This is a genomic window from Granulibacter bethesdensis, assembly GCF_001889545.1.
Taxonomy (GTDB): domain Bacteria; phylum Pseudomonadota; class Alphaproteobacteria; order Acetobacterales; family Acetobacteraceae; genus Granulibacter; species Granulibacter bethesdensis_B.
In genome coordinates, this window is record NZ_CP018194.1 from 102,739 (window position 1) to 121,376 (window position 18,638).

An 18,638-nucleotide genomic window follows, 5' to 3' on the forward strand; every position below is an offset into this window, starting at 1 on the left:
CTCACCAATATGTCCGGCGGCCTTATCAGTGGATATGATGCTGGTCTCGATATCAGCATTGGTGCGACCATTGATAATACAGGGACTATTCAATCCATTGGCCCGCAAGGCACTGCTGTACGGATGTTGGGTGGCGGTGCAATCATCAATCATTCAGGCGGGATGATTTCGGGCACCTATAAAGGTATTTCCTTCAATGCTCCGACAGGGACTATTATCAATGATGGGCTGATCACTGATCAAGGCGGTACCACTGGAGGGGCCCCTGAGCAGGACTCGGCTTTCGGCATCTATATGGGCGATGCTAACACGCCTGGATTTAACTATCTCCAGAATACCGGCACTATTCTGGAAACTGGCAATATTGTTGACAACAATGCTCAGCGCGCTGCTGTCAATATTGTTTCAGGTGGTAGTATTCTCAATTCTGGATTTATCGGTGGAAATGGTTCTGCTTTTGGTATTCGTATTTACTACGGTGGGACCATAACCAATTTTGGTACTGTCTCGGCGGCCGGTACAGCAGATGCTAGTAATGGTATGAATGGTGCTGCCATCTATATGGCGGGTGCAGGTACGAATCTGCTGCAAATGGGTGTGCATTCTCAAATTATTGGTACGGCAGCTGCGAATTCTTTGGGTAGAAATACTCTTGAACTTCTGTCGGGGAGCTCAACTGGCACTCTGAACATTGATCAGTTCATTGGTTTCCAGCGTGGTTCGATTGATTCCGGTGCGATCTGGACGATGCAGGGGACGGGTCTTTTCAGCCAGCTGGTGAATGCCGGCACGTTGAGTGCGGATAGTGGCATAACGCTGAATACCAATGCCGCTACGCTGACGAATGCGGCAGATGCGGTGATCCTGGCCGATAATAGCAGTGCGGTTGTATCTGCTTCCGGTACCAATGCTTTCATCCTCAATGCTGGCAGCATTGGTAATAGTGGTGAAGGCGCGGGCATTGCGCTGTCGGGCAGCGGGACGGTGAGCAACGCTGCTGGCGGTATCATCTCTGCCGGCATGAACGCGTATGCTGTTTCTGCTGCTTCTGGCGATCGCGTGACGATCAATAATGCAGGCACGCTGATCAATACTGCGGGTGGTGATGCTGCGGGTGGCATCAGTGCGGGCAGCGGTGCGGTCATCCTCAACTCTGGTCTCATCAGTTCTGCCGAGGATGGCATAGACGGGACCGGTCTCACCGTGGTGAATTCCGGAACGATCCTGTCGACGAACAGCAATATGGGTGGTTTGTACCTGCTTGGTGGCGGGAACGTTATTACGAATACCGCAGGCGGATTGATCAAGGGTAATTTCCCAGGGATTGGCATATACGGCGGCGGCACAGTCAATAATGCTGGTACTGTTATTGCCGATGGTTCCAATGGTGTTGGTGTGCAGCTTGGTGCCAACAATTACACAGGCGTTCTGGTTAATAGCGGTACTGTCATTGCATCTGGTGACAGCGGTATCGGGGTGTTTTTTGGTGTTGGCGGTGCCATCACGAACCTTGGTGGTGGCACGATCTCCGGGAATGGTTGTGGGGTTGAGGTCACCAACCTGTATGCGTCTGGTTCGATTTTCTCGGGCACTGTTATCAATCATGGCCTGATCATTGATCATGGCGGGACTTCAGCGGCCGCTTACGGTGTTTATCTGAACGCTGATACTGCAGATTATCTGAGTAATTCTGGCACTATCCTGGAAACCGGAACTGATGCTGGTGCCGGCAGTCTGGCGGCTGTGCGCCTTGGCAAAGGTGGCGTTGTTGTCAACAGCGGCTCCATCGGTGTCGTCAATACGTCAGCAGTCGGTGTTCGTCTTGATCAGAGCGGGACGGTAACCAATTTTGGCACGGTGTCTGCAACCGGCACGGCAATTGCGTTGAACGGTACGGCTGAAAACCTGCTGCAGGTTGGTGTCAACGCGTCGATGAGCGGTTTGGCGGTGGCGAACAGCGCCGGCACGAATACTCTTGAGCTTCTGTCGGGGAGCTCAACTGGCACTCTGAACATTGATCAGTTCATTGGTTTCCAGCGTGGTTCGATTGATTCCGGTGCGATCTGGACGATGCAGGGGACGGGTCTTTTCAGCCAGCTGGTGAATGCCGGCACGTTGAGTGCGGATAGTGGCATAACGCTGAATACCAATGCCGCTACGCTGACGAATGCGGCAGATGCGGTGATCCTGGCCGATAATAGCAGTGCGGTTGTATCTGCTTCCGGTACCAATGCTTTCATCCTCAATGCTGGCAGTATTGGCAATAGTGGTGAAGGCGCGGGGATTGTGCTGTCGGGCAGCGGGACGGTGAGCAACGCTGCTGGCGGTATCATCTCTGCCGGCATGAACGCGTATGCTGTTTCTGCTGCTTCTGGCGATCGCGTGACGATCAATAATGCAGGCACGCTGATCAATACTGCGGGTGGTGATGCTGCGGGTGGCATCAGTGCGGGCAGCGGTGCGGTCATCCTCAACTCTGGTCTCATCAGTTCTGCCGAGGATGGCATAGACGGGACCGGTCTCACCGTGGTGAATTCCGGAACGATCCTGTCGACGAACAGCAATATGGGTGGTTTGTACCTGCTTGGTGGCGGGAACATTATTACGAATACCGCAGGCGGATTGATCAAGGGTAATTTCCCAGGGATTGGCATATACGGCGGCGGCACAGTCAATAATGCTGGTACTGTTATTGCCGATGGTCCCAATGGTGTTGGTGTGCAGCTTGGTGCCAACAATTACACAGGCGTTCTGGTTAATAGCGGTACTGTCATTGCATCTGGTGACAGCGGTATCGGGGTGTTTTTTGGTGTTGGCGGCGCCATCACGAACCTTGGTGGTGGCACGATCTCCGGGAATGGTTGTGGGGTTGAGGTCACCAACCTGTATGCGTCTGGTTCGATTTTCTCGGGCACTGTTATCAATCATGGCCTGATCATTGATCATGGCGGGACTTCAGCGGCCGCTTACGGTGTTTATCTGAACGCTGATACTGCAGATTATCTGAGTAATTCTGGCACTATCCTGGAAACCGGAACTGATGCTGGTGCCGGCAGTGTGGCGGCTGTGCGCCTTGGCAAAGGTGGCGTTGTTGTCAACAGCGGCTCCATCGGTGTCGTCAATACGTCAGCAGTCGGTGTTCGTCTTGATCAGAGCGGGACGGTAACCAATTCTGGCACGGTGTCTGCAACCGGCACGGCAATTGCGTTGAACGGTACGGCTGCAAACCTGCTGCAGGTTGGTGTCAACGCGTCGATGAGCGGTTTGGCGGTGGCGAACAGCGCCGGCACGAATACTCTTGAGCTTCTGTCGGGGAGCTCAACTGGCACTCTGAACATTGATCAGTTCATTGGTTTCCAGCGTGGTTCGATTGATTCCGGTGCGATCTGGACGATGCAGGGGACGGGTCTTTTCAGCCAGCTGGTGAATGCCGGCACGTTGAGTGCGGATAGTGGCATAACGCTGAATACCAATGCCGCTACGCTGACGAATGCGGCAGATGCGGTGATCCTGGCCGATAATAGCAGTGCGGTTGTATCTGCTTCCGGTACCAATGCTTTCATCCTCAATGCTGGCAGTATTGGCAATAGTGGTGAAGGCGCGGGGATTGTGCTGTCGGGCAGCGGGACGGTGAGCAACGCTGCTGGCGGTATCATCTCTGCCGGCATGAACGCGTATGCTGTTTCTGCTGCTTCTGGCGATCGCGTGACGATCAATAATGCAGGCACGCTGATCAATACTGCGGGTGGTGATGCTGCGGGTGGTATCAGTGCGGGCAGCGGTGCGGTCATCCTCAACTCTGGTCTCATCAGTTCTGCCGAGGATGGCATAGACGGGACCGGTCTCACCGTGGTGAATTCCGGAACGATCCTGTCGACGAACAGCAATATGGGTGGTTTGTACCTGCTTGGTGGCGGGAACGTTATTACGAATACCGCAGGCGGATTGATCAAGGGTAATTTCCCAGGGATTGGCATATACGGCGGCGGCACAGTCAATAATGCTGGTACTGTTATTGCCGATGGTCCCAATGGTGTTGGTGTGCAGCTTGGTGCCAACAATTACACAGGCGTTCTGGTTAATAGCGGTACTGTCATTGCATCTGGTGATAGCGGTATCGGGGTGTTTTTTGGTGTTGGCGGCGCCATCACGAACCTTGGTGGTGGCACGATCTCCGGGAATGGTTGTGGGGTTGAGGTCACCAACCTGTATGCGTCTGGTTCGATTTTCTCGGGCACTGTTATCAATCATGGCCTGATCATTGATCATGGCGGGACTTCAGCGGCCACTTACGGTGTTTATCTGAACGCTGATACTGCAGATTATCTGAGTAATTCTGGCACTATCCTGGAAACCGGAACTGATGTGGGTGCCGGCAGTCTGGCGGCAGTGCGCCTTGGCAAAGGTGGCGTTGTTGTCAACAGCGGCTCCATCGGTGTCGTCAATACGTCAGCAGTCGGTGTTCGTCTTGATCAGAGCGGGACGGTAACCAATTCTGGAATTATTAGTGCCGCTGGATCTCTTGGGGTAGGAATCAATCTGGCTGCAGGAGGAACCGTCATCAATACCGGCACGATTGATGCTGGTGGAAGCAATGCCAAAGCGATTGTTTTTTCGGCTGGAAACAGCCGTCTGGCCATCAGCGGCAGCAGCAGTATAACTGGTCAGGTTAGCGCGGCTGGTACTGGCAACGTGCTGGAGCTGGATGGCGCTGGCACCACGCTGAGCGGGTTTGGTACACAATATACCGGCTTCCAGACCATCAACGTGAAGGGTAATGGCTGGGTGTTGGCCGATACGCTGACCAACACTAATATCCTGATGCAGACGACCGGCACGTTGACGATCTCGCAGACGCTGGATGCATCCAATACCATCACCATGGGTGGAACCAGCTCTGCCGGTACTGCCTCAGGAAATATCATCATCAGCACGCCGGGCACGGCATTGGCTGCAACCGTTGCCAATTTTGGCAATGGTCAATCCATCACCCTGACCGGATTGGCCTATCAGGCTTCCGATGTGGCGAATGTGGTGGACAATGGCGGGAATGTCTTTCTGATACTGTCTCATGTGGCCAGTGACGGGACAAAGACCCAGTATTATTCGATCAAGCTTGACCCCAACGCGTATGATCAGAACTACAAGATACGTCAGGCGTCAGGCAGCAACCGCGCGACGATTTATCAGTCTTCAGGCGCAAACGGCGTGACGATCTATGATGACGGCACACCCTGCTATGTGCATGGCACGCTGATCCTGACGGATCGTGGCGAAGTTCCGGTTGAATATCTGAAGATCGGTGACAACGTGATCACGGCGAGTGGGGCGGTTCGTCCGATCCGCTGGCTTGGGCGCCGGAGCTACAACGGTCGCTTCATTCAGGGTCGTCAGGATGTGCTGCCGGTTCGTATCCGGCAGGGAGCTTTGGACGGGGTTCTGCCGAAGCGTGACCTGCTGGTGTCGCCGCTGCATGCGATGTTCATTGAGGGTGTTCTGGTTCCGGCGGGGCGTCTGGTGAACGGTGTCTCCATCATTCAGGAACAGCATGTGGAGACATTGAGCTACGTGCATATCGAGCTGGATACGCATGATGTGGTGTTGGCCGAGGGTGCTGCCTCCGAAACCTATGTGGAGGACAACAACCGGAACATGTTCCACAATGCGCACACCTACGCTGGTGAGGTGGCCTCGCAGATCAGGAAACCTTTCAGAAAGCGGAACGGTGTTGTTACTGCACGCTACTGTGCTCGGCGTGTCATCGATGGAATGATGCTGGAAAGTATCCGGCAGAAAATCATGGCACAGGTAAATCGTCAGAATACAGTCAGTCTGAGTGCCTGATCCTGTGTGATCAGATCAACAGAAAAGAGTGGCTATCATGTTCGGCCCTGCTGATCTTTCTGAAACAGGCTGATTGTCTGGTCAGCCTGTTTTCTTTTTGCCTGTTTTTTACAAACCTGTTTTCTGTGGTCGATCGCCCGGCTGCCACAGAATATCAGTGCCTGCGTTCAGGCGGCGCGCCAGAATAAAAAGAAGATCGGAAAGACGGTTGAGATAGCGGATGATGTCTCCATCCACGGTCTCGGTTCTGGTGAGACTCATGACCCGCCGTTCAGCCCGTCTGGCCACCGTGCGGGCGAGATGAGCATGAGCTGCCCCCTCTGTACCACCCGGCAGGATAAAACTGCGAAGAGGAGACAGGCTCTGGTTCCAGTCCGTGGACCATGTGTCCAGTCTGGTGACTGCGTCTTCGCCTATGCCTCGTGCGGGGGATGCATTGTTCTCGGGTGAAGGAAAACATAGCACAGCTCCAAGGTCGAACAGATCATTCTGGATAATCTGCAAGATGGTGCGCTCTGCTTCCGGCACATGCAGCGCCAGCACGCCCAGCACGGCGTTGAGTTCATCGACCGCGCCAAGAGCCTCGATTCTGGCTGCGTCTTTTGGCAGGCGGCTGCCATCGGCGAGCGAGGTCATGCCGCCATCACCGCCGCGTGTCGTGACCCGGTCTATTCTAATGCTCATGGTCGTTCTCCCTTGCTTATACAGGCTTCAATGCGTCACGAAATTGACGGAAAAAGGGAAAATGGCGGCAATAGGGTGACCATCCTGCATGGCAGGATGGAACCGCCATTTCTTCAGGGCCTGTAAGGTTGCTACATCCAGCATCGCGTAACCGGAGCTGGAGACGATCTCGACCTCTCCAACCGAACCATCCGGTTGAATGTGGATGATGGTATCGACCGTACCATGTTCTCCCCTCAACGCGGCTTCACGTGGATAGGCCGGGGGTTTGTTGTGGAACTTCGCATCCGGTTTTGCAGGAATGACCGGCCCTGTCACGATTCCGGTACCGCTGTCAGGATCACCCAGCCGGACTTCTGTGCTGCCGAGATCGGTTTGTTCCCATGATGGCGACGAAGATGGGGATGAAGACGGGGGCGGCGTTGCGGAGGGAGGGGCGCTGGCGGTTTTCTGAGGCTGTTTCAGCGCATCCTTGGGGGAAGGGGCCTGTACGGCAGCAGGAGGTTCTGGAACATCACCGGCCAGATCAGCCTGCGGCATTGCCAAAGGGGGAGGCGGCGGAGCCGCGGGAGCCGTTTTATCCGATGTCTGTTGAGGTGGGGGTTGTGGAGCACCGCCAGCCTTCTGGGCGGTATCGCCGACGCTGGGCGTGTCCTGCACCACCATTTCAATCTGGGCCTGTGAAGGGGGCGTTTTCGGTGTCTGATCCAGTGCAGCCATCCAGCCGGCCGGCAGCCATTCCGGCGCAGTCAGGGCCGCGAGCAGCAGCAGATGCAGCAGCAGCCCGGCCAGCAGCGCCCAGCCCATCCTTGTCCTGAAGGATGATGATGTCCCCAGCCTAAAGAATGACGATTCCTCCCTCCTAAAGGACGATGAGGCCCCCGTCCTAAAGGACGATGAGGCCCCCGTCCTAAAGGACGATGAGGCCCCCGTCCTAAAGGACGAGGATGCCGTTATGCTTTGCCTTGCTGTCAGGTTCGACATGAATCGTGGTAACCAGATGCGCGATTTCCGCCTGAAGTGCGGCCTCCACCTTGTCGCATATGGTGTGCGCCTCGGAAACCGTCATATCGCCCGGTACAACGAGGTGAAACTGGAGGAATGTCCTCTGTCCCGAGCGTCTTGTGCGCAGGTCATGGGCTTCCAGCGCGCCTTCCGCATGCAGGCTGACGACGGATCGGATGCGCTCCAGCACATCCGGGGTGGGGGCCTCGTCCATCAATCCTCCGACTGATTCCCTGATCAGTCGAAAGCCGGACCAAAGGATATAGATGGCTACCAGTCCGGCCAACAGAGGATCGAGAATCGGCTGCCCCAGCAGCCATGCCCCCAGCAATCCGGCCACCACACCGGAGGAGGAGACCACGTCACTCAACAGGTGGGAGGCATCCGCCTTCAGCGAAGGAGAGTGGGTGCGTCGTGCCGTTTTCATCAATACCCAGCCCCACAGGCCGTTGAGCAGGGTGGCGGCACCGTTCAGGGCTATGCCGGAAAACGGAGCATCCAGACTCCGTGGTTGCTGAAGCGCTTGCCAGGCTTCCTGAAAAATGGCCATGGCTGCGACTAGAATCAGTGCCCCTTCCCCAACCGCCGCGAAGAATTCGATCTTGCCGTGACCATAGGGATGGTTGTCGTCGGCCGGGCGCTGTGCATAGACCAGCGCCGCGAAGGCCATCAGGGAGGCGGCGACATTCACGATGCTTTCCACGGCATCGGAAAACAGTGCCGTGCTGTTCGTCATGCGCCAGGCGAGCAGTTTCAGACTCAGGACGACAATCCCGATCACGATGGTGCCAGAGGCGACCATTTTCGTCCGGCGGCTTGAAGCCTCGTTATGCGCCGCCTGATCCATCAGCTGCTTCCCCTGCTCCTTGGGCAGCGCCTTAGCAGACGCCTCTGTTCTGTATCAACGATCGCGGACAGGTGGCGGGTGCAACCTTGACGCAGGGGAGGGCGTGACCGGCGGCGGCTGTTCAATCAAGGCGGATGACGACCTTGCCCAGATGGGTGGCGCTTTCCAGATGGCGATAGGCTGCCACTGCCTCGGCAAAAGGAAAGACGCGGTCGATCACGGGCCTGATCCGGTGTTGGCTGATAGCGAGGTTCATCGCCTCGAACATCGCGCGGGAGCCGACATAGATGCCGCGCAGGGTCTGGGACCGGGCCATCAGGGGCAGAGGATTGATCTCGTTCTGACCGGTGAGCACCCCAATCAGATGGATCTGCCCGCCCAGCCGTGTGGCGCGGATGGATTGCGGCAGCGTGCCGGAGCCACCGACTTCCACAACGTGATCGACGCCGAGACCTCCGGTCAGGGCAGTTGCGGCCTTATGCCAGTCGGGCCGGCTGAGGTAATTAATGCCTTCATCGGCCCCCAGAGCCTGTGCGCGCGACAGCTTTTTGTCAGAGGAGGAGGTGGCAATCACGCGCGCACCAGCGGCTTTGGCAAACTGGATCGCAAAGATGGAGACACCCCCGGTGCCCTGCGTCAGGACGGTCTGGCCCGGTTGAACGGGCGTGCCGCTGAACAGGGCGTGCCATGCCGTTACAGCCGCACAGGGCAGACAGGCTGCTTCTTCCCAGGAGAGTTGGTCCGGGATGCGCACCAGCCCATCCTGTTCGAACACCGCATATTCCGTCAGCACGCCGTGAATGGCGCCTCCGAGTGCGCTGGCCCTATCCCGTTCGGTGATCGGGCCATCATGCCAGCTCTGGAAAAAGCAGGCGGCTACCCGGTCGCCGGGCTGAAAGCGGGTGACATCCTCCCCGGTTTCAACGACCTCGCCCGCCCCGTCGGAGAGGGGGATCAGATCAGGCGGTACCGGACTGAGCGAATACTGTCCGCGTGCGACCAGAAGATCACGATAGTTCAGGGAGGCCGCCCGCAGCCGTACCAGTACCTGTCCTCGACGTGGTTTCGGTTCCGGAGCCTCGGTCATGTAAAGGCTGTCAACGCCCTGAGGGACAATTCCGTGCGGGCCGGGCAGGCGGTATAGCTTCATAAGACGTCTCCGATTCTCGCGGTGACATGCAGGGGACGGTATGGCAATCGGGCAGTATGGCAGGCGGGCCGGATAATGGCGACTTATGTCAGGTCAATTCTGCAGGATGACGAATATGTGCTGTTCGTCACCCGCTTGCACTGGGTGATCTATGCACGGGCCATAGTCTGTATCATGGCGGCTCCACTTCTGTCGGGCACCTTGGCCGGAGCAGTGGAGAGTCAGGGTGTGCGTACGCTCGCGCTGGGGGGCGGTCTGGTTCTTATGATACTCGGCCTGTATGCCGCGCTGAAGGCGTGGTGGAGGCGTTTCGGTACGGAAATCGTGGTGACGGATCGTCGCGTGATCCACAAGCAGGGTGTTCTGGTCCGTCGTACCGTTGATATCAATGTCGTCAGGATTGAATCCGTGGATGTGGAGCAGGGGCTGTTGGGCCGTTGGCTGGGCTATGGCGATGTGACGTTACGCGGCACCGGTGGCGGTATGGAGACCATCCGCCGTGTCGCGAGGCCGCTTGATCTGCGTAACGCGGCGCTGGCGGAATGACACCCCAGGATTTGCTCCGGGCGGGGCCCGATATTCTCTATCAGGACCAGCATTTCGTGGTGCTCAACAAGCCTGCCGGGCTGCCCGCGCATGCCGGTCCTTCGGGCGGCCCGAGTGTGGAGGACTGGTTTCCCCTGCTTTCCCGCAGACGGGAGGGGCCATGGCTGGCGCATCGGCTGGATACGGATACCAGTGGCTGCCTGATCATCGCACTGCGCAAGACGCCGTTGCTGGAGGCGCAGGCCATGTTCACGAAAGGTCAGGCCGGCAAGCGCTACTGGGCGGTGGTGCGGGGGGCTCCTCCGGCAGCAGAGGGCCGGATCGACCGCAAGCTGAGCCGTCGTAGCGAGAGTGGAGAAGCCGGGCGCGGGCGCTGGCGTATGGTGGAGGACGCACAGGGTCAGTCAGCCTCCACATCATGGCGTGTCATGGAGCAGCAGCATGGTCTTAGCTGGCTGGAACTGTCGCCCTTGACCGGACGGACGCATCAGCTGCGTGTCCATTGCGCCCTGCTTGGCTGCCCGATTCTGGGGGATCCTGTTTATGGCGACGGTAGGGATGCACCGCTTTGTTTGCTGGCATGCGAAATTCGTCTGCCCCTGGATCCGGTCATAATAGTGCGGGCACCTGTGCCGGCGCATATGCGGCGGTACGGATTAAGTTTTCCGTAAAGGTAAGACAGTATTACGTAATTCCTGGTAAGCCTTCTCTCTGCAACATTAACATCATTTACAATAACATCCGTCTCTTTCAAAGCACTCTGTGATTTTCAGCATTTGGCGCCGGATGCAAATTCTGAAAAACGCAAGAATACTAGAGACGAAAAAGCCTGTCAGACTTTTAAACCATTCAGTGATTATGAGCTGTAAATTTGGAACTGTCATGACTGTTTGCGTTCAGATCATGAAAAAATGCAAAAGCTCGCTTGCCGGGGACCGTCAGGGCTGCAATGACTAGAACCGTTTAAATAAGGCTTTTCAGGAGTGCGGGCTTCATGCGGATTCTGGTTACGGGTGGATGCGGCTTTATTGGCTCGGCCGTCATACGGCATCTGATCCGTGATACCGCCCACAGCGTGGTGAACGTCGACAAGATGACGTATGCTGCCTCCGAGGATGCGCTGGAGGAGGCTCTGACCGATCCTCGCCATACGCTGGTGAAGGCCGATATCTGTGATGCAACGGCCATTGCACAGGTGTTCGCAACGCATCGTCCGGATGCAGTGATGCATCTGGCGGCGGAATCCCATGTTGACCGCTCCATCGATGGCCCGGCCCAGTTTGTGCAGACCAACGTGGTTGGCACACTCGTCATGCTGGAGGCCGCCCGTGAACATTGGGCGGCACACCGCCCTGAAGGGGGTGGTCGCTTCCATCACATTTCCACTGATGAGGTGTTCGGAGCGCTGGAAAATGGCGATCCTCCGTTCACGGAAACGACTTCCTATGATCCTCGCAGCCCGTATTCGGCGAGCAAGGCGGGGTCGGATCATCTGGTCCGTGCCTGGCATCATACCTATGGAATGCCGACCTTTGTTTCCAACACCACCAATAATTACGGCCCCTGGCAGTTCCCGGAAAAGCTGATCCCGCTGGTGACGCTGAATGCGCTGGAAGGGAAGGAGCTGCCGGTGTACGGCGATGGTTCCAACCAGCGTGACTGGCTTTATGTGGACGACCATGCCGAGGCATTGGTCCGGACACTGGAGCGGGGCGAACCGGGCGGCACATACGCGATCGGTGCCCGTCAGCCGCGTAGTAATCTGGAGGTCGTGCGCACCATCTGTGCCGTGCTGGATGAACTGGTCCCTGATGTGGGCGGAAAGCGTGAACGCCTGATCCGGTTCGTGACGGATCGGCCCGGCCATGATTTCCGGTATGAGATCGATCCCTCCCGTGCAGAGGCCGCGCTGGACTGGAAAGCGCCGCATGATTTCGAAAAAGGCATCCGCCGTACCGTGCAATGGTATCTGGATCATCGGGCGTGGTGGGAAGGGATTCGCAGTGGCCGTTATGCCGGCCAGCGTCTGGGAACGGCGGGCTGAGTCATGAAAAAAGGCATTATTCTCGCCGGTGGTTCCGGCACACGCCTGCACCCGATGACCCTGGCTGCCAGCAAGCAATTGCTGCCGGTTTATGACAAGCCGATGATCTATTATCCGCTGTCCACGCTGATGCTGGCGGGGATACGCGATATCCTGATCATCTCGACCCCGGAGGATTTGCCGCAGTTCCAGCGCCTGCTGGGCACGGGGGAGCGGTTCGGAGTCAAGTTCAGCTATGCCGTGCAGCCCAAGCCTGAAGGTCTGGCGCAGGCATTCCTGATCGGGCGGGACTGGCTGGAAGGTCAGGCCTGTGCGCTGGCGCTCGGCGATAATCTCATTTTCGCCGATCATCTGTCGGTGATGCTGCGTGCCGCTGCCAGCCGTCCGGAAGGGGCGACGGTATTCGCCTATCGTGTGCGGGATCCGGAGCGCTACGGCGTGGTATCGTTCGATGATGCCGGGCGGGCGCTGGAAATCGTAGAAAAACCGGCGGCGCCGCAATCGAACTGGGCGGTCACCGGTCTGTATTTCTATGACGAAAAAGTGTCGGAATACGCGGCGGCGGTGAAGCCCTCACCCCGCGGAGAGCTGGAAATCACCGATATCAATCGGATGTATCTAGAAAACCACACGCTGCATGTGGAGCGTCTGGGGCGGGGTTGCGCCTGGCTTGATGCAGGGACCTGCGACTCCCTGCTGCATGCCGCGACCTTCGTGCAGACCATTCAGGATCGGCAGGGTCTGCTGGTGGGCTGCCCGGAGGAGGTCGCCTTCCGGATGGGCTTTATCGATGCGGATCAGCTGAAGGCGCAGGCGCGACTGCTTGCGAAAACCGAGCTGGGCCGTTTGCTGGTCGAGTTGGCGGAAGGGGCGCAGTAAGCGCTCTGTCCATCTGTAGACTTTCGAAAGACCGACATAATTCAGGTGCGCGATGAAATTCGAACGGCTGGCTATCCCTGAGGTGATTTTGGTGACGCCGGACCGGTTCGGCGATAATCGGGGATTTTTCTCCGAGACCTATCAGCATCGCAAATACGCTGAAGGCGGGATCGCCGGAACTTTCGTTCAGGACAATCACAGCCTGTCTGCCCAGCGCGGCACCATTCGCGGCCTGCATTGTCAGGTGGCGCCGAATGTGCAGGGCAAGCTGGTCCGCTGCGTGCGGGGAGCGATCTGGGATGTCGCTGTGGATGCGCGCACTGGCTCCCCTACCTACGGCCAGTGGGTGGCGGCGGAATTGTCGGCGGAGAACTGGCAGCAGCTCTGGGTTCCTGGCGGCTTCCTGCATGCTTTCTGCACGCTCCAGCCGGATACGGAGGTAATCTACAAGGTTACCGGTGATTACGATAAATCCGCCGAGCGTGGTGTGATCTGGAACGATGCGGAACTGAACCTGCCCTGGCCTGTTGCGCCGGAAGAGGTTGTGACGTCCGAGAAAGATCTCCAGTTGCCACCTTTCTCGGCGGCAAAAGGCTGGTTCACCTACGGGGAGCAGTGAGCATGGGCGGCCCTATTCTGGTGACGGGCGGCAGCGGTCAGGTTGCCCTTGCGGTTGAGGAAGCCGCGAAGGCACGTGGTGTTTCCATCCGGCGGGTGGGGCGGCCGGAATTCGATTTCGACCGTCCCGACTCGATTGAAACCGTGTTTCGTGAAGTTGCGCCTTCTCTGGTGGTCAATGCGGCGGCCTATACGGCGGTTGATGTGGCGGAGAGTGATGTTGCGGCGGCGGAGCGGGCCAATCGCGACGGTCCCGCCCGTCTGGCCGAGCTATGCGCGGTGGCGGGGATTCCGCTGATTCACATTTCCACCGATTACGTGTTCGACGGCAGCAAAGGCGCGCCGTATGTGGAGACCGACCCAACCAACCCGACCGGTGTCTATGGCCGGACCAAGCTGGCGGGGGAGGATGCGGTGCTGGCAACCTGCCGTCAGGCCATCGTGCTGCGTACCGCGTGGGTCGTGTCCCATACCGGCAGGAATTTCGTGAAAACGATGCTGAATGCCGCCCGCAAAACCGACACGTTGCGGGTGGTGGCCGATCAGCAGGGCAATCCCACCAGCGCCGCCGATCTGGCGGAAGCCATTCTCGACATCGCGAAGAAGCTGGAAAAAGGCTGGAACGACAACTATTTCGGCCCGACCCATGCAGCGGGAACCGGGGCCACCACCTGGCATGGGCTGGCGGAAGCAGTGTTCGAACAGGCGGCGAAGCATGGCGCTCCCCGTCCTGCCGTGCATCCGATCAGGACGTCTGACTGGCCAACCCCTGCCCGTCGCCCGGCTGATTCCCGCCTGGACTGCACGCGACTGGAAACGGTGTTCGGGGTGCGTATGCCGGACTGGCAGGGCAGCATCGCCCTTATCGTCGATCAACTCAGCACGGAAGGCGCGCCGGGCTGACTGTATTGAGCACGGCCGAACCGCCTGTCGCCATTTTGCTGGCGACATATCAGGGTGCCCGTTACCTGTCGGAGCAGCTGGATAGTCTGCTGGCGCAGACTTATCAGAACTGGGTGCTGTTCTGGCGGGATGATGGCTCCTCTGATGCGACCATCACCGTGATGGACGCATTTGCGGCAAAGGTCGGGCCGGAACGCTGCCACCATGTTGGAGGTCCATCAGGGCTGGGGGCATGCGGCAGTTTCATGTGGTTGCTGGGTCATGCCCATGCGGCGATGCCGCAGGCGATGCTTGCTTTTTGCGATCAGGACGATGTCTGGCTGCCGCAGAAGCTGGCCCGCGCCGTAGCGCGGATACAGATGCTTGATCCCCATACACCCGGCCTCTATTGCGCACGGCAGAGGCTGGTGGATGGTGATCTGAAGCTTCTCTCTGTTTCGCCGCCCTTTGATCCGGGGCTGGAGCAAACCCTGTCATTGCCGCGGGCACTGGCGCAGAATGTGGTGACCGGATGCACGGCGGTGCTGACCCCTGCATTGGCCTCGCTGATGCAGGTAAGGCCTCCGCCGGAAAATGGCATGCATGACTGGTGGGCCTTTATTCTCACGGCCGGTTGTGGCGGTGTGCTCCTGACCGATGACGAGGCCGTCATTCTTTACCGGCAGCATCAGGATAATACGATCGGCGCCCCTTCCTCGACGCTGGTGCGGGCTATTGCGGCGTTGCGGCGGGGGCCGCGGCGTTTCATGACCCTGTTCCGGCAGCATCTGGCCGTGCTGGCAGAGATGGAAGCCTGCCTCACCCCTTCCGCCTGCAATGATCTGGCGCGCATGCGGCATGCCATGCAGGGCGGGCTGATCTCCCGCATCCGCGGTTGGTTCATCCCCGGCCTGCGTCGCCACGGTCTGGCCGAGACCTGGCTGTTTCGCCTGTGGTTTCTGCTCGGCTGAAGAGTATGCTGTGGCGGACTCTTGACGATCTTATAACAGGCCGCGCCTAATCTCTGGATGCTTGATGGAGCAGGGAAAGACGATGACAGCCCCGGGCCGTGTGCAGTCAGTCTTTTTCGGGCGGCGTGCCGTGCTGGGTGCAGGGGCCGGTCTGGGATTTTGCCTCTGCTGCCTGCGCCCGACCCGTGCCGCCGCGCCCGACTGGGTTTTTCAGGAGGCCGCGCCGGGCATTTTCATCCGCCATGGTGTGGATGAGGACGCGACCGCCGGGAATCAGGATGCAATCGCCAATATCGGCTTCGTGATCGGCCAGCGTTCGGTCGCGGTGATTGATCCGGGCGGCTGTCTTGAGGACGGGCGGCGTTTGCGGGCGGCGATCCTGGGCCGGACCAGTCTGCCGGTCAGCCATGTGATCATCTCCCATGTGCATCCCGATCACGGCTTCGGGGCAGGGGCTTTTCTGGACGATCATCCGGTTATGGTCGGCCATGCCAGACTGGTGGCGGCGCTTGCGGCACGGGGCACGTTCTATCGCGACAAGCTGGATGAGATTCTCGGCAAGGGCCGGGCAGGGCCGGTGGTGATGCCGACCATGCCGGTCCGGGACGCAGCCGAGATTGATCTGGGCAATCGTGTGCTGGCGCTGACCGCGCATCCGAAGGCGCATACGGATGCCGATCTGTCGGTGCTGGACCGCTCCACCGGTACGCTGTTCACTGGCGATCTGCTGTTTGTCCGCCGTGTTCCGGCGCTGGATGGCAGTCTCAAGGGCTGGCTCGGCGTTTTAAACACGCTGCCGGCGATCCGCCCGGCGCGGATGGTGCCCGGACATGGCCCGGTGGATGCGGCCTCCCTGACCGGATGGAGCGCCGGTGTGGCGGCCTTGCGGCTGTATCTGGACACGCTGCTGACGGAAACTCGCAAGGCCATTGCTGATAATGTGCCGATCGGTCAGGCCGCGCATCAGGTGGCAGCCGGGCAGAAGGACCGCTGGACGCTGTTTGCGGATTATAATGGCCGCAATGTCGAGGAAGCCTATCACGAACTTGAATGGGAATAAGGGCGCAGGCGCGTTTGTATGCTTGACTTGAGGAACGGTTGCGCCGAGGGTCGCAGCATCCGAGGGGGGCCCTGGCAGAGGGCTGAGATACCGTCAGGCCGCCATCCATGGCAGGCGCATGGTGACCCTGACACCTGATCCGGTTAGCACCGGCGTAGGGACGGGATCGCGCCGAAAACGGGCATGCCCCGAACGGCACCCTTTCTCCGCGTTGGTTCTGTAGTCGGTTCGCGGAGCTTGAGGAAACGCGCATGACCGTTCAGACCAAACCCACTACTGTCACTCTTGGCCCGATCACGGGCTCCCGCAAGATTTATGTGCCTGTCGAGGGACGGGATGATATGGCGATCCCGTTCCGGGAAATCGCGCTCGATCCTTCCGCGGCGGAGGATCCGGTGCGGGTCTACGACACATCCGGCCCGTATACCGATCCGTCCTCGCATATCGATCTGGAGCAGGGCCTGCCGCCGCTGCGTGCGCCATGGCTGGCCCGGCGTGGTTATGCCAGCGTCACCCCGCGTGAAGTGACGGCGGCCGATAACGGCTATGCCCCGGCGGATCGTCTGGTGACGCCCTGTCCTGCCCCGCATACCGTGTTCGAGGGGAAGCCGGGTCAACTGGTCACTCAGCTTGAATTCGCCCGCGCCGGGATCATCACGGAAGAGATGATCTATGTCGCGCATCGCGAAAACATGGGCCGTGCCCGCATGCTGGAAGGGGCTGAAGCCCGCCGCGCCGATGGAGAGGATTTCGGTGCCAGCATCCCCGCCTTCATCACCCCCGAATTCGTGCGGGCCGAGGTAGCGGCGGGCCGGGCCATCATCCCGGCCAATATCAACCACCCGGAGATTGAGCCGATGGCGATCGGCCGGAATTTTCTGGTGAAGATCAACGCGAATATCGGCAACTCTGCCGTGACCTCCTCTGCCGCGGAAGAGGTGGAGAAGATGGTCTGGGCTACACGCTGGGGCGCGGATACGGTGATGGATCTGTCCACCGGCCGTAACATCCACAATATCCGTGGCTGGATCATGCGGAACTCGCCTGTGCCGATCGGCACGGTGCCGATCTATCAGGCGCTGGAGAAAGTCGGGGGCGAGGCGGAGAAGCTGAGCTGGGAAGTGTTCCGCGACACGCTGATCGAGCAGGCGGAACAGGGCGTTGACTACTTCACCATCCATGCCGGTGTGCGTCTGGCCCATGTGCCGCTGACGGCGTCCCGCGTGACGGGGATCGTCTCGCGCGGTGGCTCCATCATGGCGCGCTGGTGCCTGTCCCATCACCGCGAGAGCTTCCTGTATGAGCGCTTCGGCGAGATTTGCGAGATCATGCGCAAATACGACGTGTCATTCTCGCTGGGGGACGGGCTGCGTCCCGGCTCCATTGCCGATGCCAATGACGCGGCGCAGTTCGCCGAGTTGGAAACGCTGGGTGAGCTGACCAAAATCGCCTGGGATCACGGCTGTCAGGTGATGATCGAGGGTCCGGGCCATGTGCCGATGCACAAGATCAAGGCCAATATGGACAAGCAACTCGCCGTTTGTGGTGAGGCGCCATTCTACACGCTGGGGCCGCTGACCACGGATATCGCACCTGGCTACGACCATATCACCTCCGCCATTGGCGCGGCGATGATCGGCTGGTTCGGCACCGCCATGCTCTGCTACGTCACGCCCAAGGAGCATCTGGGCCTGCCGGATCGTAATGACGTGAAAACCGGCGTCATCACCTATCGCATTGCCGCCCATGCCGCCGATCTGGCCAAAGGTCATCCCTCGGCCCGTTTGAGGGATGATGCGGTCAGCCGCGCCCGTTTCTCCTTCCGGTGGCAGGATCAGTTCAACCTGTCTCTTGACCCGGATACGGCGCAGGCTTTCCATGATGAGACCATGCCGAAAGAGGCGCACAAGGTGGCGCATTTCTGCTCGATGTGCGGACCGAAATTCTGTTCTATGAAGATCACGCAGGATTTGAGGGAAGAAGCTGCACGCATGGCGGGCATGGAGTCGAAAAGCGCCGAGTTCCGTGACATGGGTGCGACACTGTATGTGCCGGAGCACGCCCCGGCGAAGGAGGACCGCTGACCGACCGATCTGTTTCCCCGGACC

14 protein-coding genes and 1 riboswitch are annotated in these 18,638 nt (G+C 59.0%); of the genes, 10 read left to right on the plus strand and 4 right to left on the minus strand.

Annotation, left to right across the window (positions count from 1 at the left end):
* Positions 1–9: 9 nt before the first annotated feature.
* Positions 10–5,844 (plus strand): Hint domain-containing protein, encoded by a 5,835-nt coding sequence (locus GbCGDNIH8_RS00465; RefSeq protein ID WP_072612668.1) that lies wholly within the window; start codon positions 10–12, stop codon positions 5,842–5,844.
* A 108-nt stretch (positions 5,845–5,952) separates the two neighbouring features.
* Here GbCGDNIH8_RS00465 and GbCGDNIH8_RS00470 read toward each other — a convergent pair whose 3' ends face one another.
* The 4 genes from GbCGDNIH8_RS00470 to GbCGDNIH8_RS00485 all read right to left on the minus strand — a co-directional run bounded on the left by GbCGDNIH8_RS00470 (position 5,953) and on the right by GbCGDNIH8_RS00485 (position 9,530).
* The gene (locus GbCGDNIH8_RS00470) at positions 5,953–6,528 is read right to left on the minus strand and encodes a cob(I)yrinic acid a,c-diamide adenosyltransferase (protein WP_072571684.1); all 576 of its coding nucleotides are present in this window, start codon (positions 6,526–6,528) and stop codon (positions 5,953–5,955) included.
* Positions 6,529–6,555: 27 nt separating this feature from the next.
* Positions 6,556–7,335, minus strand: a complete 780-nt coding sequence (locus GbCGDNIH8_RS00475) for an energy transducer TonB (protein WP_072571685.1) — start codon at positions 7,333–7,335, stop codon at positions 6,556–6,558.
* A 127-nt stretch (positions 7,336–7,462) separates the two neighbouring features.
* On the minus strand, positions 7,463–8,380 hold the full coding sequence (locus tag GbCGDNIH8_RS00480; RefSeq protein WP_072571686.1) for a cation diffusion facilitator family transporter: 918 nt from the start codon (positions 8,378–8,380) through the stop codon (positions 7,463–7,465).
* Positions 8,381–8,501: 121 nt separating this feature from the next.
* Positions 8,502–9,530: a zinc-dependent alcohol dehydrogenase family protein gene (locus GbCGDNIH8_RS00485; protein WP_072571687.1), complete on the minus strand. Its 1,029-nt coding sequence runs from the start codon at positions 9,528–9,530 to the stop codon at positions 8,502–8,504.
* Positions 9,531–9,605: 75 nt separating this feature from the next.
* Here GbCGDNIH8_RS00485 and GbCGDNIH8_RS00490 point away from each other — a divergent pair, with 75 nt between their 5' ends.
* The 9 genes from GbCGDNIH8_RS00490 (at position 9,606) to thiC (ending at position 18,614) form a co-directional block, all read left to right on the plus strand.
* Positions 9,606–10,076, plus strand: coding sequence for a PH domain-containing protein (locus GbCGDNIH8_RS00490; RefSeq protein WP_072571688.1), 471 nt, complete (start codon positions 9,606–9,608; stop codon positions 10,074–10,076).
* Entirely contained in the window at positions 10,073–10,747 is a 675-nt protein-coding gene (locus GbCGDNIH8_RS00495) for an RluA family pseudouridine synthase (RefSeq protein ID WP_072571689.1), read from the plus strand. The genes GbCGDNIH8_RS00490 and GbCGDNIH8_RS00495 overlap by 4 nt, the downstream gene beginning before the upstream one ends.
* 323 nt (positions 10,748–11,070) lie before the next feature.
* The gene (rfbB, locus tag GbCGDNIH8_RS00500; RefSeq protein ID WP_072571690.1) at positions 11,071–12,120 is read left to right on the plus strand and encodes a dTDP-glucose 4,6-dehydratase; all 1,050 of its coding nucleotides are present in this window, start codon (positions 11,071–11,073) and stop codon (positions 12,118–12,120) included.
* 3 nt (positions 12,121–12,123) lie between these two features.
* Positions 12,124–12,999: a glucose-1-phosphate thymidylyltransferase RfbA gene (gene rfbA / locus GbCGDNIH8_RS00505; RefSeq protein WP_072571691.1), complete on the plus strand. Its 876-nt coding sequence runs from the start codon at positions 12,124–12,126 to the stop codon at positions 12,997–12,999.
* A 52-nt stretch (positions 13,000–13,051) separates the two neighbouring features.
* Positions 13,052–13,618 (plus strand): dTDP-4-dehydrorhamnose 3,5-epimerase, encoded by a 567-nt coding sequence (rfbC, locus tag GbCGDNIH8_RS00510; protein ID WP_072562473.1) that lies wholly within the window; start codon positions 13,052–13,054, stop codon positions 13,616–13,618.
* Positions 13,615–14,520 (plus strand): dTDP-4-dehydrorhamnose reductase, encoded by a 906-nt coding sequence (gene rfbD / locus GbCGDNIH8_RS00515; protein ID WP_172822864.1) that lies wholly within the window; start codon positions 13,615–13,617, stop codon positions 14,518–14,520. The genes rfbC and rfbD overlap by 4 nt, the downstream gene beginning before the upstream one ends.
* Positions 14,521–14,525: 5 nt before the next feature.
* Positions 14,526–15,470: a glycosyltransferase family 2 protein gene (locus tag GbCGDNIH8_RS00520; RefSeq protein ID WP_081368755.1), complete on the plus strand. Its 945-nt coding sequence runs from the start codon at positions 14,526–14,528 to the stop codon at positions 15,468–15,470.
* Between the two features lie 82 nt (positions 15,471–15,552).
* A complete protein-coding gene (locus GbCGDNIH8_RS00525) occupies positions 15,553–16,530 on the plus strand; it encodes a quinoprotein relay system zinc metallohydrolase 2 (RefSeq protein WP_072573471.1) in 978 nt (325 codons plus the stop codon).
* Between the two features lie 52 nt (positions 16,531–16,582).
* Positions 16,583–16,708, plus strand: a riboswitch (TPP riboswitch).
* Positions 16,709–16,781: 73 nt separating this feature from the next.
* Positions 16,782–18,614, plus strand: a complete 1,833-nt coding sequence (gene thiC, locus GbCGDNIH8_RS00530) for a phosphomethylpyrimidine synthase ThiC (RefSeq protein ID WP_072571694.1) — start codon at positions 16,782–16,784, stop codon at positions 18,612–18,614.
* Positions 18,615–18,638 lie beyond the last annotated feature (24 nt).

What these genes read in the sequence shown, in the direction of transcription:
- GbCGDNIH8_RS00475 (WP_072571685.1), bottom strand. Translation starts at nt 7,335, where the DNA reads ATGGGCTGGGCGCTGCTGGCCGGGCTGCTGCTGCATCTGCTGCTGCTC.
- GbCGDNIH8_RS00470 (WP_072571684.1), bottom strand. Translation starts at nt 6,528, where the DNA reads ATGAGCATTAGAATAGACCGGGTCACGACACGCGGCGGTGATGGCGGC.
- rfbA (WP_072571691.1), top strand. Translation starts at nt 12,124, where the DNA reads ATGAAAAAAGGCATTATTCTCGCCGGTGGTTCCGGCACACGCCTGCAC.
- GbCGDNIH8_RS00485 (WP_072571687.1), bottom strand. Translation starts at nt 9,530, where the DNA reads ATGAAGCTATACCGCCTGCCCGGCCCGCACGGAATTGTCCCTCAGGGC.
- rfbB (WP_072571690.1), top strand. Translation starts at nt 11,071, where the DNA reads ATGCGGATTCTGGTTACGGGTGGATGCGGCTTTATTGGCTCGGCCGTC.
- thiC (WP_072571694.1), top strand. Translation starts at nt 16,782, where the DNA reads ATGACCGTTCAGACCAAACCCACTACTGTCACTCTTGGCCCGATCACG.
- GbCGDNIH8_RS00495 (WP_072571689.1), top strand. Translation starts at nt 10,073, where the DNA reads ATGACACCCCAGGATTTGCTCCGGGCGGGGCCCGATATTCTCTATCAG.
- GbCGDNIH8_RS00480 (WP_072571686.1), bottom strand. Translation starts at nt 8,380, where the DNA reads ATGGATCAGGCGGCGCATAACGAGGCTTCAAGCCGCCGGACGAAAATG.
- GbCGDNIH8_RS00465 (WP_072612668.1), top strand. Translation starts at nt 10, where the DNA reads ATGTCCGGCGGCCTTATCAGTGGATATGATGCTGGTCTCGATATCAGC.
- GbCGDNIH8_RS00525 (WP_072573471.1), top strand. Translation starts at nt 15,553, where the DNA reads ATGACAGCCCCGGGCCGTGTGCAGTCAGTCTTTTTCGGGCGGCGTGCC.
- GbCGDNIH8_RS00490 (WP_072571688.1), top strand. Translation starts at nt 9,606, where the DNA reads ATGGCGACTTATGTCAGGTCAATTCTGCAGGATGACGAATATGTGCTG.
- rfbC (WP_072562473.1), top strand. Translation starts at nt 13,052, where the DNA reads ATGAAATTCGAACGGCTGGCTATCCCTGAGGTGATTTTGGTGACGCCG.